This is a genomic window from Pannonibacter sp. XCT-53 (genome assembly GCF_009915765.1).
GTDB classification, from domain to species: Bacteria; Pseudomonadota; Alphaproteobacteria; order Rhizobiales; family Stappiaceae; genus Pannonibacter; species Pannonibacter tanglangensis.
This window is the reverse complement of sequence record NZ_JAABLQ010000001.1, coordinates 1,487,717-1,503,537: the sequence shown is the minus strand read 5'-3', so window position 1 is coordinate 1,503,537 and position 15,821 is coordinate 1,487,717. Positions and strand designations below refer to the sequence as shown.

Annotated in this window: 13 protein-coding genes; 11 read left to right on the top strand and 2 right to left on the bottom strand. The window is 67.3% G+C overall.

Annotation, left to right across the window (positions count from 1 at the left end):
- Positions 1 to 439 precede the first annotated feature (439 nt).
- From frr to lpxB, 11 genes are all read left to right on the top strand, one after another.
- The gene (frr, locus tag GWI72_RS06795; protein ID WP_179956032.1) at positions 440 to 1,003 is read left to right on the top strand and encodes a ribosome recycling factor; all 564 of its coding nucleotides are present in this window, start codon (positions 440 to 442) and stop codon (positions 1,001 to 1,003) included.
- A gap of 31 nt (positions 1,004 to 1,034) precedes the next feature.
- On the top strand, positions 1,035 to 1,802 hold the full coding sequence (locus GWI72_RS06790) for an isoprenyl transferase (RefSeq protein WP_161673164.1): 768 nt from the start codon (positions 1,035 to 1,037) through the stop codon (positions 1,800 to 1,802).
- Positions 1,802 to 2,665 carry a phosphatidate cytidylyltransferase gene (locus GWI72_RS06785; protein ID WP_161708194.1) on the top strand — a complete coding sequence of 288 codons (864 nt, stop codon included), beginning with the start codon at positions 1,802 to 1,804 and terminating at the stop codon, positions 2,663 to 2,665. The genes GWI72_RS06790 and GWI72_RS06785 overlap by 1 nt, the downstream gene beginning before the upstream one ends.
- A 105-nt stretch (positions 2,666 to 2,770) precedes the next feature.
- Positions 2,771 to 3,925: a 1-deoxy-D-xylulose-5-phosphate reductoisomerase gene (locus GWI72_RS06780; RefSeq protein WP_390806599.1), complete on the top strand. Its 1,155-nt coding sequence runs from the start codon at positions 2,771 to 2,773 to the stop codon at positions 3,923 to 3,925.
- Positions 3,926 to 4,093: 168 nt separating this feature from the next.
- Complete coding sequence (gene rseP, locus GWI72_RS06775; protein ID WP_161673158.1) at positions 4,094 to 5,230, top strand: RIP metalloprotease RseP; 1,137 nt, start codon at positions 4,094 to 4,096, stop codon at positions 5,228 to 5,230.
- A 289-nt stretch (positions 5,231 to 5,519) separates the two neighbouring features.
- Positions 5,520 to 7,760, top strand: a complete 2,241-nt coding sequence (bamA, locus tag GWI72_RS06770; protein WP_208995664.1) for an outer membrane protein assembly factor BamA — start codon at positions 5,520 to 5,522, stop codon at positions 7,758 to 7,760.
- A 93-nt stretch (positions 7,761 to 7,853) separates the two neighbouring features.
- Positions 7,854 to 8,897 carry a UDP-3-O-(3-hydroxymyristoyl)glucosamine N-acyltransferase gene (gene lpxD / locus GWI72_RS06765; protein WP_161673154.1) on the top strand — a complete coding sequence of 348 codons (1,044 nt, stop codon included), beginning with the start codon at positions 7,854 to 7,856 and terminating at the stop codon, positions 8,895 to 8,897.
- Between the two features lie 62 nt (positions 8,898 to 8,959).
- Positions 8,960 to 9,424: a 3-hydroxyacyl-ACP dehydratase FabZ gene (gene fabZ, locus GWI72_RS06760; RefSeq protein ID WP_161673152.1), complete on the top strand. Its 465-nt coding sequence runs from the start codon at positions 8,960 to 8,962 to the stop codon at positions 9,422 to 9,424.
- Between the two features lie 30 nt (positions 9,425 to 9,454).
- Positions 9,455 to 10,258: an acyl-ACP--UDP-N-acetylglucosamine O-acyltransferase gene (gene lpxA, locus GWI72_RS06755; RefSeq protein ID WP_161673150.1), complete on the top strand. Its 804-nt coding sequence runs from the start codon at positions 9,455 to 9,457 to the stop codon at positions 10,256 to 10,258.
- A 3-nt stretch (positions 10,259 to 10,261) separates the two neighbouring features.
- Positions 10,262 to 11,146, top strand: a complete 885-nt coding sequence (locus tag GWI72_RS06750) for an LpxI family protein (protein WP_161708193.1) — start codon at positions 10,262 to 10,264, stop codon at positions 11,144 to 11,146.
- Positions 11,143 to 12,336: a lipid-A-disaccharide synthase gene (gene lpxB, locus GWI72_RS06745; RefSeq protein WP_161708192.1), complete on the top strand. Its 1,194-nt coding sequence runs from the start codon at positions 11,143 to 11,145 to the stop codon at positions 12,334 to 12,336. The genes GWI72_RS06750 and lpxB overlap by 4 nt, the downstream gene beginning before the upstream one ends.
- Positions 12,337 to 12,678: 342 nt before the next feature.
- Here the strand turns inward: lpxB and gltA are convergent, their stop codons facing one another.
- Entirely contained in the window at positions 12,679 to 13,971 is a 1,293-nt protein-coding gene (gltA, locus tag GWI72_RS06740; RefSeq protein ID WP_161673144.1) for a citrate synthase, read from the bottom strand.
- A gap of 223 nt (positions 13,972 to 14,194) precedes the next feature.
- Positions 14,195 to 15,619: a glutamate--tRNA ligase gene (gene gltX, locus GWI72_RS06735; protein WP_161673142.1), complete on the bottom strand. Its 1,425-nt coding sequence runs from the start codon at positions 15,617 to 15,619 to the stop codon at positions 14,195 to 14,197.
- Positions 15,620 to 15,821: the final 202 nt, after the last annotated feature.

Genomic DNA, 15,821 nt, shown 5'->3' with positions numbered 1-15,821 from the left:
CGGGACTGGCGCGGCCTCGCCCCGGGCGATGGCGGTCGGTCTCGTCCGGCGGTGCCGGTGTAACCGGTGTCGTCCTCCTTGAAGGCGCCGGGACCCCGTCCGCTGACCTTGATGGCCTGACCGCAGAGCCGGGGACGCCGGGCATCGCGCGGCAGGGATCACGTCGGACGGCGGTGACGGCTCGCCCGGGCTCCGTCCTTCGGGAGCCGTCAGGTCCGGGCAGGAGGGGAGGGCCGGGCCTGCCGCGTGGCGGCGCCGGGCCAGACCGGTCGAGAACCGGGCCGGAAGTTCGTGCAGCAAGAACAACAGGCTGCAAGAGTTGTGAATTTCGCTGAACCGGCACGGATCATCTTGTCTTTGGGCAAGACTGTGCCATGGTTGCGCCCCAGCCGCATGGGCAGTCCCATGGGCAAACACGAACAACAATGCGAGGATCAAAATGCCGGTTGAAGGTGTCGATCTTGGAGATCTTGAGCGTCGGATGCAGGGCGCGCTTGGCGTTCTGAAAACCGAACTGTCGGGTCTGCGCACCGGTCGCGCGTCTTCCAGCATGCTTGATGCCATCGTCGTGACGGCCTACGGCCAGACCATGCCGATCAACCAGGTCGGCACCGTCTCGGTCCCGGAGCCGCGCATGGTGGCCATCCAGGTCTGGGACAAGGGCATGGTCAGCGCGGTCGAGAAGGCGATCCGCGAATCGAACCTCGGCCTCAATCCCGTCATCGACGGCCAGCTGCTGCGCCTGCCGATCCCCGAGCTGAACGCCGAGCGCCGCCAGGAGCTGATCAAGGTCGCGCACAAGTATGCCGAGGCCGCGAAGGTTGCCATCCGTCACGTGCGTCGTGATGGCATGGACATGATCAAGAAGCTCGAGAAGGACGGCAAGATCAGCCAGGACGACGCCCGCGTTGCCTCCGACGACGTGCAGAAGCTGACCGACAACCGCATTGCGGAAGTCGACAGCATGCTCGAGAAGAAGCAGCAGGAAATCTCCCAGGTCTGACGCCTGGTCCCGCGCGGCGCCGAGGGTTTTGATGACACGTAGCCCTGACACCGGTTTTCATGACCCCGGTCTGGCCCTTGGCGGAGGCGGCGTGCCGCGTCACGTCGCCATCATCATGGATGGCAACGGCCGCTGGGCCAAGGCACGCGGCCTGCCGCGCACCGACGGGCACCGCCACGGGCTGGATGCCCTGCGCGGTGTGATCCGGCACGCCGGCGAACGGGGCATCGACTACCTGACGGTCTTCAGCTTTTCCTCGGAAAACTGGAGCCGTCCGCCGGCCGAGGTCAGCTTCCTGATGGGGCTCCTGCGCCGCTTCGTGCAGCGTGACCTGTCCGAGCTGCACCAGGCCAATGTCCGGGTGCGCATCATCGGTGAACGGGAGGGGCTTGAGCCGGGCATTCGCGGCCTGCTCGAGGAGAGCGAGACGCTCACCCGCAACAACAGCGGCCTCACCCTCATTGTCGCCTTCAACTACGGCGCCCGCGACGAGCTGGTGCGGGCCATGCGCCGCATCGCGGGCGAGGTGGCGGCCGGCACGCTGGCACCCGAGGCCGTGACGGATCAGCTCGTGTCGAGCCGGCTCGACACCGCCGGCATCCCGGATCCGGATCTCATCATCCGCACCAGCGGCGAGCTGCGGCTGTCGAACTTCCTGCTGTGGCAGGCCGCCTATGCGGAGTTCTTCTTCTCGCCGGTGCTGTGGCCGGACTTCGACGCGGCCGCCTTCGATGCGGCGCTGTCGGCCTATGCCGCGCGGGAACGCCGCTTCGGCGGCCTGACGGCAGCGGGGCGCTGATGGACAAGGGGGAGGCTGCAGCCGCCGAGACAGCCTCGACTGGCCGGGTCAACTCGGACCTGCGCGCCCGCGTGCTCTCCGCGCTCGTTCTCGGTCCGCTCGTGCTCGCCATCGTGTGGTGGGGCGAGGAGCCCTACACCGCGCTCATTGCCGTCGGCGGCCTCGTCATCCTGCGCGAATGGTTCCTGATCGTCAGTGCGCCGCGCCGCGGGCCGGTGCCCGTCATCGGCTATGTCTCGGTCCTGCTGCTGACGACCCTTGTCCACCTCTCCTATGAACTGGTGGCCCTTGCCTTCCTCGTGGTTGCGACCGGCGCGCTCTATCTGGCTGCCGGAGGCGGGCGCACCGGGCGCTGGACGGCGGAGGGGCTGCTCTATGCGGCCCTGTCCGTCGCAGCCCTGCTGGTGGTGCGCCGCGGCGCCCTCGGCGAGGCCTTCACGTTCTTCCTGATCGCCACCGTCTGGGTCACCGACATCGCGGCCTATTTCGTCGGCCGGCGCCTGGGCGGGCCGAAGCTGTGGCGGCGCATCTCGCCGAAGAAGACCTGGTCCGGCGCGATTGGCGGCCTGGTGTTCGGCGCGCTGGCCGGCGTTGCGGCTGCGGCCGTCTACGGACATCTCAATCTGGTCGACTGGCTCATTCTCGGTCTCGCGCTGTCGATCGTCTCGCAGATCGGCGACCTCGCGGAATCGGCCGTCAAGCGCCGGTTCGGCGTCAAGGATTCCGGCCATCTCATTCCCGGTCACGGTGGTCTGATGGACCGGGTCGACGGCCTGGTTGCCGCCGCCGTGGCTGCGGCGGTCCTGGGGCTGCTTCTCGGCGGTCCCCTGCATGAACCGGTCACCGGCCTCGGCCTGATGTGATCTCAGGAAGGGATGGACGTGACCCCGACCAACAGCTTCGTTTCGGCCGCGCCCGGCCAGCCCGTCCTCCCGCTCAGCAGGGACGGCCGGCGCACGCGTCTCGTCATCCTTGGCGCTACCGGCTCGATCGGCAAGAGCACGCTGGACATCGTCCGTCATCATCCTGACCGGTTCGAGGTGGTCGCGCTTGCCGCCGGGCGCCGGGCCGGCGAACTGGCCGCCCTCGCGCGCGAGTTCAATGTCCGCTTTGCCGCGCTGGCGGAAGCTGCGGCGGGGGAGGAGCTCGATGCGGCCCTTGCCGGCAGCGGGATCGCCAATGGCGCAGGACCAGCGGCGCTGCACGACGCCGCCCTCCATCCCGCCGACATCGTTGTCGCCGGCATCGTCGGCGCGGCCGGCCTTGCCCCCACCTTCGCGGCCCTGCAGGCGGGCCGGACCATCGCGCTGGCCAACAAGGAATGCCTGGTCTGCGCCGGTGACCTGTTCATGGCCGAGGCGCGGCGGCAGGGCCTTTCCGTCCTGCCGATGGACAGCGAGCACAACGCCATCTTCCAGGTTCTCGAGAGCCGCAACCTGGCCGAGGTGGAGCGGGTCGTGCTGACGGCCTCGGGCGGCCCGTTCCGGCAGTTGTCCCTTGACGAGATGCGCCACGTCAGTCCGGCACAGGCGCTGAAACACCCCAACTGGGACATGGGCAGCCGGATCACCATCGACAGCGCGACCCTGATGAACAAGGGTCTCGAGGTCATCGAGGCTTCGCATCTGTTTCCGCTGGCCCATGACCAGCTCGACGTCCTGGTTCACCCCCAGTCGGTGATCCACGGCATGGTGCAGTATCGAGACGGGTCCCTGTTGGCGCAGCTGGGCAGCCCCGACATGCGCACACCCATCGCCCACTGCCTTGCGTGGCCGCACCGGCTCGACCTGCCGGTGGCACGGCTTGACCTGGCACGGCTCGCGACGCTCACCTTCGAGGCGCCGGACCTGACGCGGTTCCCGGCCCTCGGCCTTGCCCTTGACGCGATGCGTGCGGGGGGCGGGGCACCGGCCGCCCTCAATGCGGCCGACGAGGAGGCCGTGGCGGCCTTCCTCGCAGGCCGGATCGGCTTCCTCGACATCGCGGCCGTCGTGGCCGATGTGCTGGATGCGCTGGCAGCCTCCGGCGACCTTGCCGCGCCGGAGTCGGTTGCAGCCGTGCTCAGCCTCGACAGCACCGCCCGCCGGGCCGCCCAGGCTGCGATCATCCGCCGCGCCCGCTAGGTGCAACGTCCGGGCGGGTTATCCCGCCCCTGGGGACAAGTGCCGCCGGGCAGGGCTGGTTTCCGCCCGGAGCAGGCTCTATGTTAAGCTACAATTACGATTTGGACCTTAGGGTTCCGGTAACGAGGGGGCACCCGTGGTCCGCCTCCTCCGGCGTGGGATGAGTGCATGGACCTTATTGCGGGCTATCTGACCCAGTCGGCGACGATGATCGCCGCCTTCTTGTTCGTCCTGACGATTGTCGTTTTCTTTCATGAGCTTGGCCATTTCCTGGTCGCGCGCTGGTGCGGCGTGCGCGTCGATGCCTTTTCCGTTGGCTTCGGCAAGGAGCTTGCCGGCTTCTATGACCGTCACGGCACCCGCTGGAAGGTCTGCCTGATCCCGCTCGGGGGCTACGTGAAGTTCGCCGGTGACGACAACGCCGCCAGCATGCCCGACCGCGAGCGCATCGCCGCCATGTCTGACGGCGAGCGGGCAGGGATCTTCGCGGCCAAGCCCGTGTGGCAGCGGGCCTCTGTCGTGGCGGCCGGTCCCATTGCCAATTTCCTCCTGTCCATCGTGATCTTCGCGCTCGTCTTCGGCCTCTATGGCCGGGTCGTGACGTCGCCGACCATCGACACGGTCCAGCCGGGCAGTGCGGCGGAGCAGGCCGGCCTTCTGCCGGGGGACCTGGTCCTTGCTGTCGACGGCAAGCCGGTGGCGACCTTCTCCGACCTGCAGCGCATCGTCACCGCCAGCGCCGACATTCCGCTGGCGCTGGACGTGGAGCGCGGCAGCGAGGTCGTGCGCGTGGTGGTCACGCCGCAGCACAAGGAGATCAGCGACGGCTTCGGCGGGACGCAGCGCGTCGGCCTTCTGGGGGTGACGCGCTCGCCGCAGCAGGAGGATCTCGTGCGCCTGCACTATGGTCCGGTCGAGGCGGTCGGCGAGGGCATGCGCGAGACCTGGTTCATCATGGAGCGCACCGTCGACTATCTCGTCAAGGTTGTGACCGGGCGGGAATCGGCGGACCAGCTCGGCGGTCCGATCCGGGTCGCGCAGGTGTCCGGCCAGGTCGCGGAGCTCGGGATCGTGCCGCTGCTGCAGCTGGCCGCCGTCCTGTCGGTGTCGATCGGCCTGCTCAACCTGATGCCGATCCCGATGCTCGACGGCGGTCATCTCGTGTACTACGCGGCGGAAGCCGTGCGTGGTAAGCCCTTGAGCGAACGGGTGCAGGATGTCGGTTTCCGGATCGGCATCGCGGTGGTCTTGATGCTCATGGTCTTTGCCACATGGAATGACGTGTCACGCATAGCCGGCGGTTGACCGGTTGCGTGACATGACCGCAACGCCTTCAAATGAAATCCGTTTCGGGACAGGCAAGCGGTTGCGTATTCGGCAAAAGGATGTAAAACCATGCCGGATGCTGAGAATCTGACGAAGGCCCTAATCCGGTCTCAATTGAAAAAGGCATAGCTCGGATATGCAGCGACTGCGGAAAATCTCTCGCGCCGTGATGTTGTCGGCGCCGCTCTTTGTAGCCGGTGGAATCCTCCCGGATCCCTTCGGTTTTTATGTCACGAGCGCAGAAGCCGCGGTCGCCGGCAACATCGTCGTGCGTGGCAACACGCGCATCGAGAGCGAGACCGTCATCAGCTACCTCACGATCCAGCGTGGCCGCTCCTACAGCGCCTCGGACGTCGATGAGTCGCTGAAGGCGCTCTTTGCGACCGGCCTCTTCGAGGACGTGCGGATCAGCTCGGAAGGCGGCAGCCTTGTCGTCACCGTGAAGGAAAACCCGATCATCGGCCGTGTGTCCTTCGAGGGCAATCGCCGGGTCTCGGATGACCAGCTCAAGGTTGCGGTGCGCACGACCGAACGGTCGATGCTGACCCGTGCCAAGGTGCAGTCCGACGTCCAGAACATCCTGGAAGCCTATCGTCGCACCGGCCGCTATCGCGCATCGGTCGAGCCGAAGATCATTGACCGCGGCAACAACCGCGTCGACCTGGTCTTCGAGATCACCGAAGGCGAGAAGACCGGCGTCGAGCGCATCACCTTCATCGGCAACAGCAACTTCAGCGACCGTCGCCTGCGTGACGTGATCCGCACCCGCGAGAGCGGCCTGCTGAGCTGGCTGCGCAGCACCGATACCTATGATCCGGATCGTCTGTCTGCCGACCAGGAGCTGCTGCGCCAGTTCTATTACCAGAACGGCTATGCCGACTTCCGCATCGTGTCCGTCAGCGCCGATCTGGACCGCGAGCAGAACGTGTTCTTCGTGACCTTCACGGTCGAGGAAGGCGACAAGTACGAGATCGGCAACGTCGAGGTGCAGAGCTCGCTCTCCTCCGTCGATCCGGAAGCGCTCAAGTCGGAAGTTCGCACCAAGACCGGCGACACCTACAACGCCCGTCGCGTCGAGCAGACCCTGGAAGACATCACCCTGAAGGTGTCGGAAGAGGGCTATGCCTTCGCCGAGGTCCGTCCGCGTGCGCTGCGCAACTACGAAACCAAGACCATCGACCTCGTCTACAACGTCGAGGAAGGCCCGCGTGCCTATGTCGAGCGGATCAACATCCGCGGCAACGACCGCACCCGCGAGTACGTCATCCGTCGCGAGTTCGACCTGGCTGAAGGTGATGCCTTCAACCGTGTCCTGCTCGACAAGGCCGAGCGTCGCCTGCGCAACCTTGGCTTCTTCAAGGAAGTCCGCATCACGTCCGAACGCGGCAGCTCGCCCGATCGCGTGATCATCAACGTGGATGTCGAGGAGCAGGCAACCGGCGAACTGTCGTTCGGCATCGGTTACTCGACCTCGGAAGGCATCATCGGCGACGTGTCGCTGAGCGAGAAGAACTTCCTCGGCCGTGGCCAGTTCGTCCGCATCGGCGTCGGCGGTGGCAAGTCCTCGCAGAACTACGAGTTCCAGTTCCGCGAGCCGTTCTTCATGGGCCGCCGCATTGCCCTCGACCTCGAGGCCTATCGCCGCGTGTCCGACAAGAACGATTTCCGCAGCTACAAGGAAGACGTGACCGGTGGCGGTTTCGGCTTCACCCTGCCGCTGCGCGAGGACGAGCTGTCGCTCAAGCTGTTCTACAACATCTACGAGACGAAGATCTCCGACCCGAAGAAGCTGGCGACGGGCCTGTCGACCTGCTCGCGGAACCGGGACCTGTCTCCGGCCATCTGCGACTCGCTCGGCAGCTACCTGACGTCGCTCGCCGGCTACGCGCTGGTCTACAACACGCTCGACAACAACCGGAACCCGAAGGACGGCCTCTACGCCAAGTTCCAGCAGGAGTTCGCAGGCATCGGTGGCGACACGCAGTTCATGCGCACCACCGCCGAAGGTCGCGTGTATCAGGAGCTCTACCCGGATGCCGGCATCGTCGGCAACATCACCCTCAAGGGTGGTCACATCCAGGCTCTCGGCAGCAAGCGCCTGCGCATCTCCGACCAGTTCATGATGGGCGGCGACATGGTGCGCGGCTTCGAGAACGGCGGCATCGGTCCGCGTGACCGCAAGACGGGCGATGCCATCGGTGGCCGGTTCTACATTGCCGGTACCCTCGAGGCGACGTTCCCGTTCCCGGTCGTGCCGGAAGAGTTCGGCCTGAGCGGTGCCGTGTTCGCCGACGCCGGCTCCCTGTGGGACGCCGACTCGAAGCTGATCAAGGCCGTGGGTGCCAATGGCGTCACCTCCAACAGCTTCGACCTGCGCGCATCGGTCGGTGCCGGTATCCGTTGGGAATCGCCCTTCGGTCCGCTCCGCGCCGACTTCGCCTGGCCGGTCATGAAGCAGCGCGGCGACCAGACGCAGATCTTCCGCCTCTCGGGCGGCACCCGCTTCTGAGGTCGCAAACCAGACACCGCGACGGCCGCCGCTCCAACCGGCGGCCGTTTGCTATTCCGGGGCAGGCCCGGTCCGCCCGCGAGGAGCCAGACGATGGCAGATCCGATCTTCTACGCGCCGATGCCGGCGCTTACCCTGGCTGAGCTGGCCGACGTGGCCGGGGCCGAACTGGCGCGGGGCGAACCCGGGCTCGCGATCTCGCGGGTCAGCCCGCTCGAGGACGCCGAAGCTGGCGCGCTCGTCTTCTTCGACAACACCCGCTATCTCGACGCGCTGGCGACGACCCGCGCCACCGCCTGCATCGTCGCGCCCAAGCATGTGGCGAAGGTGCCGGAGACGGTCGCCCTTCTGGTCAGCAAGGATCCCTACCGGTCCTGGGCGCGGGTGCTGGCAAGGCTCTATCCCGAGGCCATGGCGCCGCTTGCCGCCTATGAGGCGGCCGCAGGCATCTCGCCCCGCGCGACCGTCCATCCGACGGCGCGGCTGGAAGAGAACGTGACGGTCGAGCCCGGCGCGGTGATCGGCGCCGGCGTTGAGATCGGCAGCGGCACGCTCGTCGGGCCCAATGCGGTCATCAGCCAGAACGTTCGCGTCGGCCGCGACTGCCGGATCGGCGCCAATGTGGTGCTGCAGCACGCATTGCTCGGCAACCGGGTCATCCTGCATCCGGGCGTGGCCATCGGGCAGGATGGCTTCGGCTATGCTATGGGGCTCGGCGGCCACCTCAAGGTTCCGCAGGTCGGGCGCGTCATCATCCAGGATGACGTGGAGATCGGCGCCAACACCACCATCGACCGTGGCGCGAACCGCGACACGGTGGTGGGCGAGGGGACCAAGATCGACAACCAGGTGCAGGTCGGCCACAACGTCAACATCGGCCGCCATTGCGTGATCGTCTCCCAGGTTGGCCTGTCCGGCTCGTCGACCCTCGCCGACTATGTGGCGATTGGCGGCCAGACGGGGGTGGCGGGCCATGTCGAGATCGGCATGGGCGCGCAGATCGCCGCCGTCAGCGTGGTCAATGATGCGGTTCCGGCGGGCGGGCGCTACGGCGGCACGCCGGCAAAGCCGGTGAAACAGTGGTTCCGCGAGCTGACGGCGCTGAAAAAACTCGCCGAGCGCGGCTCGGACACCTGACAGGACGCGACTGCTCGGCTAAAGAGCAGCACAGAGACATTCCCTGCTTTGGGGCGAAGGACATGGACGCACAAGACAACACGACCCTCGGCTCGGCCGACATCATGAAGGTGATGGAGCTGCTGCCGCATCGTTATCCCTTCCTGCTGATCGACAAGATCATCGAGATGAAGGGGGATGAGTCCTGCATCGGCATCAAGAACGTCACCATCAACGAGCCGCATTTCCAGGGACATTTCCCGACGCGGCCGGTGATGCCGGGCGTTCTGCTGATCGAGGCCATGGCCCAGACGGCCGGCGCGCTCTGCGTGCATTCGCTGGGCTCCAGCCACACGCCGCAGCTCGTCTATTTCATGACCATCGACAAGGCCAAGTTCCGCAAGCCGGTGGGGCCGGGCGACCAGGTCCACTTCCACGTCAAGAAGATCCGCAACCGGTCGAACATCTGGCGCTTCGAGGCGCTGGCCATGGTGGACGGCGTCAAGGTGGCCGAGGCCGAGATCAGCGCCATGCTGGTCGATGCCTGATCCGCAACTGCGTGAGCTTCAGGGGTTTTCATGAGCGTGATCCATCCCAGTGCAGTCATCGAGGACGGCGCGACCCTCGGCGAGGGCGTGCGCATCGGTCCCTTCTGCCACATCGGCAAGGACGCGAAGATCGGCGACGGCGTCGAGATGAAGTCGCATGTGGTGGTGGCCGGTGACACCACCATCGGCGCGCGCACGGTGATCTTTCCCTTTGCCTCGCTCGGGCATCAGCCGCAGGATCTGAAATATCGCGGCGAGGAGGCGATCCTGCGCATCGGTGCCGATTGCATCATCCGCGAAGGCGTGACGATGAACCCGGGCACGGCTGGCGGCGGCCACACCACCACCATCGGCGACCGCTGCGCCTTCCTGGCCAATTCCCATGTCGGCCACGACAGCCACATCGGCAACGGCGTGGTGCTGTCCAACAACGTCATGATCGCCGGTCACGTGACCGTGGGCGACCATGTGATCTTCGGCGGCGGCTCGGCGGTGATCCAGTTCACCCGCGTCGGCGACCACGCCTTCGTCGGTGGCCTGGCCGGGCTCGAGAACGACCTCATTCCCTTCGGCATGGTCACGGGCAACCGGGCCCGCCTCGGCGGCCTCAACCTGGTTGGGCTCAAGCGCCGCAATTTCCCGCGCGAGCAGATCCATGCGCTGCGCTCGGCCTACCGCGACCTGTTCGAGACCGAGGACGGCACGCTGCGCGACCGGGCCCAGAAGCTGGCCGAGACGCTCGGTGACGAGCCGCTGGTGCGTCAGGTGCTGGACTTCATTCTCGTCGAGGGCGAGCGCCGGTTCTGCACCCCGCGCGGCCCGCAGGGCGAGTAGACGATGACCGCGCCGGCCGCTGGCGGGAGCCGGGCGCCGCTCGGCCTCATTGCCGGCGGTGGCGGGCTGCCGCTCGAGATCCTTGCCGACCTGAAGCGGCGCGGCGAGCCGGTCGTCCCGATTGCCATCAAGGACGAGACCCTGCCGCAGTTCCGCGCCGAGGCCCTGCACGAGCTGGGCTGGGGCCAGATCGGCCAGCTGTTCAAGGTGCTGCACGCGGCCGGGTGCGACCGGGTCATCCTCATCGGCAGCGTCACCCGCCGTCCCGACTTCACCTCCATCCTGGGCGATCTGGGCACGATGCGTCGGCTGCCGGCCATCCTGAAGGCGATGGTGGGCGGTGATGACAGCCTGCTGACCCGGGTGATCCGCATCTTCGAGGCCGAGAACCTCACCGTTGTCGGCGTTGCCGATGTGGCTCCGGGCCTGCTGGCCCCGACCGGGCCGATGGGCGAGGCGATGCCGGCCGGCGACCAGATCACGGACATGCAGCTGGCCTCGCGCGCGGTGCGCCGTCTCGGCGAACTCGACATCGGCCAGGCCGCGGTGGCCGTCGGGGGGCGGGTGATCGCGCTGGAAGGGGCCGAGGGCACGGATGCGATGTTGCAGCGCTGTGCCGAGCTTAAGGCCAACGGCCGCGTCCGCGTCAAGGGCATGGCCGGCGTGCTGGTCAAGGCGGCAAAGCCGGGGCAGGACCTCAGGGTCGATCTGCCGACCATCGGCCCGCGCACCATCGAGCTGGCCCGGGCGGCCGGTCTGGCGGGAATTGCCGTCGAGGCCGGCCGGGCGCTCGTCGCCGAGCGCGAGACCACCCTGGCCGCCGCCCGTCAGGCGGGGCTGTTCCTGCATGGCCTCGCGCCGCTTGCCGAGCTGGAGACCGACACGTGACGCCTGATCTGGCTGCCCGACCCTTGCGTGTGTTCCTGGTGGCCGGCGAGGAGTCCGGCGATGCGCTCGGCGCCAATTTGATGCGCGCGCTGAAACAGCGTCATGCCGGTCCCATCGCGTTTGCCGGCGTGGGCGGCGACCGCATGGAAGGGGAGGGGCTGCAAAGCCTGTTTCCGCTCTCCGACATCGCCGTGATGGGACTGACGGCCGTGCTTGCGCGGCTGCCGACCATCGTGCGCCGGGTCTATCAGTCCGTTGATGCCGCCATCGCCGCGGATCCGGATGTGCTGGTGATCATCGACAGTCCCGATTTCACCCACAACGTCGCCCGCCGGGTGCGCAAGCGCGCGCCGCACATTCCCATCGTCGACTATGTGTCGCCCTCGGTCTGGGCCTGGCGTCCGGGCCGGGCCCGCAAGATGAGCGTCTATGTCGACCGGCTGCTGGCGCTGCTGCCTTTTGAACCCGAAGCCCATCGCCGCCTTGGCGGTCCAGAGACCTTCTACGTCGGCCATCCGCTGATCGAGCGGGCGGCGCAGCTGCGCCCGGCCGCCGGCGAACGCGCCCCGCTCGGAGCAGGGCAGGATGTCCTGCTGCTCCTGCCCGGAAGCCGGCGCAGCGAGGTGGACATGCTGCTGGCCGACTTCGGTCGCGCGGCCGCGCTTCTGGCGGCCCGCCGCCCCGGGCTCGAGATCCTGCTGCCGGCGGTGCCGCATCTGGCTGGCCGCATCCGCGACACCGTCGCCGGCTGGCCGGTTGCCGTGACGGTTGTCGAGGGCGAGACGGCAAAATTCGCGGCCTTCCGCCGGGCCCATGCGGCCCTGGCGGCCTCCGGCACCGTATCGCTGGAGCTTGCTGCCGCCGGCGTGCCGATGGCCATCTGCTACCGTCTGGACTGGTTCTACCGCCGGCTGAAACAGATCCACCGGGTGTTTCCCATCGCCTCGGTCACCTCCATGGTGCTGCCGAACATCATTCTCGGCCGCAATGTCGTGCCGGAGTTCCTGGATGAGGAAGCCGAGCCGGAGCGGCTGGCGCAGGTGGTGGAGCGGCTGCTGACCGACACGCCGGACCGGGAGGCCCAGGTGTCGGCCTTTGCCGATCTCGACCAGAGCATGCGTCTGCCCGATGGCCACAGCCAGAGCGGCACGGCGGCACGGCTCGTGCTGGAGCTGATCGGCCGCGCGTGACGCCGCCCGCCAAGGGCCTCGCGCCCTTGCGGGCTGGCCCGCGCCGGTGGCAGCGGTGTGCCCGTATCCCTTGCTGACAAGCGAACCTGAGGGCGGCACGTGGCAGCGCGTCACGCAGGCGCGCTCCTGCGCATGCGGGCTGCAGGGCCAAGCCGCACAGAAGACAAAAAACAAGGGCGCCCGGAGGGCGCCCTTCAGACTGCTGACAAACCCTCTCTCGTCATCCCGGCTCGGCGCTTCGCTTGGCCGGGATGACTTCGGTGAGGTCGAGGTTTGCCGAAAAGCGCAAGGGCGCCCGGAGGGCGCCCTTGCCATATGGGAGTCTGGCGAAGCGGCAGCCGCTCAGCGGCGCTGCTCGATCGGCACGTAGTCGCGCTTCGGGGCGCCGGTGTAGAGCTGGCGCGGGCGGCCGATGCGCTGGCCCGGATCTTCCACCATTTCCTTCCACTGCGCGATCCAGCCCACGGTGCGGGCGAGGGCGAACAGCACGGTGAACATGTTGGTCGGGAAGCCGAGCGCCCGCAGCGTGATGCCCGAGTAGAAGTCGATGTTCGGATAGAGCTTCTTCTCGATGAAATACTCGTCGTGAAGGGCAATGCGCTCCAGTTCCATGGCGACTTCGAGCAGCGGATCGTCCTTGATGCCGAGCTCGCCGAGCACTTCATGCGTGGTCTTCTGCATGATGCGCGCACGCGGGTCATAGTTCTTGTAGACGCGATGACCGAAGCCCATCAGGCGGAACGGATCGTTCTTGTCCTTGGCGCGGGCGATGAACTCGGGGATCCGGTCGACGGTGCCGATTTCGGTCAGCATGTTGAGCGCGGCTTCGTTCGCGCCGCCGTGGGCCGGGCCCCAGAGGCAGGCGATGCCGGCGGCGATGCAGGCGAACGGGTTGGCACCCGAGGAGCCGGCCAGACGCACGGTCGAGGTCGATGCGTTCTGCTCGTGGTCGGCGTGCAGGATGAAGATGCGGTCCATGGCGCGGGCCAGGACCGGGTTCACCTTGTACTCCTCGCAAGGCACGGCGAAGCACATGTGCAGGAAGTTGGCCGAGTAGTCGAGATCGTTCTTCGGGTAAACGAACGGCTGGCCGATGTGGTACTTGTAGGCCATCGCGGCGATCGTCGGCATCTTGGCGATCATGCGCAGCGAGGCGATCATGCGCTGCTGCGGATCGGAGATGTCGGTGCTGTCGTGGTAGAAGGCCGACAGGGCGCCGACGACGCCGACCATGACGGCCATCGGATGCGCGTCACGGCGGAAGCCGGAGAAGAAGCGGCTCATCTGCTCGTGGATCATCGTGTGACGGGTCACACGGTTCACGAAGTCATCCTTCTGCGCGCGGGTCGGCAGCTCGCCGTACAGCAGCAGGTAGCAGGACTCCAGGAAGTCGCCATGGTCGGCCAGCTGCTCGATCGGGTAACCGCGGTAGAGCAGGGTGCCTTCATCGCCATCGATGTAGGTGATCTTCGATTCGCACGACGCCGTGGAGGTGAAGCCCGGGTCGTAGGTGAACATGCCCGTGTCCTTGTACAGGGACGAGATGTCGACGACCGACGGACCGATGCTGCCGTCCATGATCTTGTAGTCGCGGGTGTTGCCACCGATGGTCAGATTGGCTTTCGTGTCGCCCATTCAGGAAACCCCCTTGTCTGGAACTGCCGCCGCATCTGGGCGTCGGGAACGCCCGGGCAGTGACGATTGAACTGCACCCATGCTTGTGCGGCCAGGAAATTAGCCTCGGATTGCGTATCCCATTTGGGGGTGCCCCGCAAGCGCATGCTGCACCGCTTTTAGACAGGCTGCAGCGCAAAAACACCACAGCCTGAAGCCAATGTATACGAAAGTATGCAGCGCGTCAGGCGGCCTGATCCGCGATGCGGCCCAATGCCTCATCCTTGCCCAGGACCACCAGCACGTCATAGATTCCAGGCGAGGTGCTGCGCCCGGTGAGGGCGGCGCGCAGCGGCTGGGCGACCTTGCCGAGCTTCAGGCCCTGGGCCTCCGCATAGGCCTTGACGATGGTCTCCGTGCTGGTCAGCGACCACTCCGCATCGGCCGACAGCAGCGGCAGCAGACCGGCGAGAATCGCCTTGCCATCGGCGTCGAGAAGGGCGGCGGCCTTTTCCTCCACATCGAGCGGGCGCTGGCGCCACAGGTAGGAGGCGCTGTCGGTCAGCTCGACCAGCGTCTTTGCCCGTTCCTTCAGCCCCGGCAGGGCGGCAAGCACCTTGTCGGCGTTGCCGGGCCCGGCCATCCAGTCCAGCACGCTCGCCCCGCCCTCGACATGGGCGAGGCACGCCTTCCAGTGCGCCAGCAGCTCCGCGTCGGGCGTCGCGCGCATGTAATGCCCGTTCAGGTTCTCGAGCTTCTTGAAGTCGAAACGCGACGGCGACTTGCCGATCGCCTCGAGGCCGAACCACTCGATCATCTGCTCGGTCGACATGATCTCGTCATCGCCATGGCTCCAGCCGAGGCGGGCGAGATAGTTGCGCATCGCCGCCGGCAGATAGCCCATGGCGCGGTAGGCCTCGGCCCCGAGCGCGCCGTGGCGCTTCGACAGCTTGGCCCCGTCCGGACCATGGATCAGCGGGATATGCGCCATCACCGGCACGTCCCAGTCCATCGCCTGATAGATCAGCTTCTGGCGCGCCGCGTTGGTCAGGTGATCGTCGCCGCGGATGATGTGGGTGACGCCCATGTCATGGTCGTCGACCACCACCGCCAGCATGTAGGTCGGCACGCCGTCGGAGCGCAGCAGGACGAGGTCATCCAGGTCCTTGTTCGGGAACACGACCCGGCCCTGCACCTGGTCCTCGATCACGGTCTCGCCGTCGAGCGGCGCGCGCAGGCGGATGGCCGGGGCAACGCCGGCCGGCGCCTCGGAGGCGTCCCGGTCCCGCCAGCGCCCGTCATAGCGCGGCGGACGACCCTCGGCGCGGGCCTTCTCGCGCATCTCGTCCAGTTCCTGCGGCGTGCAGTAGCACTTGTAGGCCGTGCCGCGGGCCAGCATCTCGGCCACCACCTCCTGATGCCGCTTGACCCGGCCGAACTGCGACACCGGCTCGCCATCCCAGGCAAGGCCGAGCCAGTTGAGGCCGTCGATCAGTGCGGCCACGGCCGCCTCGGTCGAGCGCGCCCGGTCCGTGTCCTCGATGCGCAGCAGCATCTTGCCGCCCGTGTGCTTGGCATAGAGCCAGTTGAACAGCGCGGTGCGGGCGCCGCCGATGTGGAGGTAGCCGGTGGGCGAGGGGGCAAAGCGGGTGACGATCTGGTCGGCCATGGTCTTGGGAGTCGTTCTCTGTCAAGGTGGGGCAAGGGCCGCTGGCCCGTCGCGCAACTGTCGCGGTGTTTAGCACAGGCGCGCGGACGGGCAAACGGCCGCATGCGCCGGCCGGACCGGGGCAGGGGACAGGGCCCGACGCGGACCTGCACCCGGGTCCCGCCCGCAACGGCACCAGCGGAAAGGGAGCCCGGTCCGCGGG

Coding starts and splice junctions, on each gene's coding strand:
- fabZ (WP_161673152.1), top strand. CDS start 8,960: ATGGACGCACAAGACAACACGACCCTCGGCTCGGCCGACATCATGAAG.
- gltA (WP_161673144.1), bottom strand. CDS start 13,971: ATGGGCGACACGAAAGCCAATCTGACCATCGGTGGCAACACCCGCGAC.
- frr (WP_179956032.1), top strand. CDS start 440: ATGCCGGTTGAAGGTGTCGATCTTGGAGATCTTGAGCGTCGGATGCAG.
- rseP (WP_161673158.1), top strand. CDS start 4,094: ATGGACCTTATTGCGGGCTATCTGACCCAGTCGGCGACGATGATCGCC.
- GWI72_RS06790 (WP_161673164.1), top strand. CDS start 1,035: ATGACACGTAGCCCTGACACCGGTTTTCATGACCCCGGTCTGGCCCTT.
- lpxA (WP_161673150.1), top strand. CDS start 9,455: ATGAGCGTGATCCATCCCAGTGCAGTCATCGAGGACGGCGCGACCCTC.
- GWI72_RS06750 (WP_161708193.1), top strand. CDS start 10,262: ATGACCGCGCCGGCCGCTGGCGGGAGCCGGGCGCCGCTCGGCCTCATT.
- gltX (WP_161673142.1), bottom strand. CDS start 15,619: ATGGCCGACCAGATCGTCACCCGCTTTGCCCCCTCGCCCACCGGCTAC.
- GWI72_RS06785 (WP_161708194.1), top strand. CDS start 1,802: ATGGACAAGGGGGAGGCTGCAGCCGCCGAGACAGCCTCGACTGGCCGG.
- lpxD (WP_161673154.1), top strand. CDS start 7,854: ATGGCAGATCCGATCTTCTACGCGCCGATGCCGGCGCTTACCCTGGCT.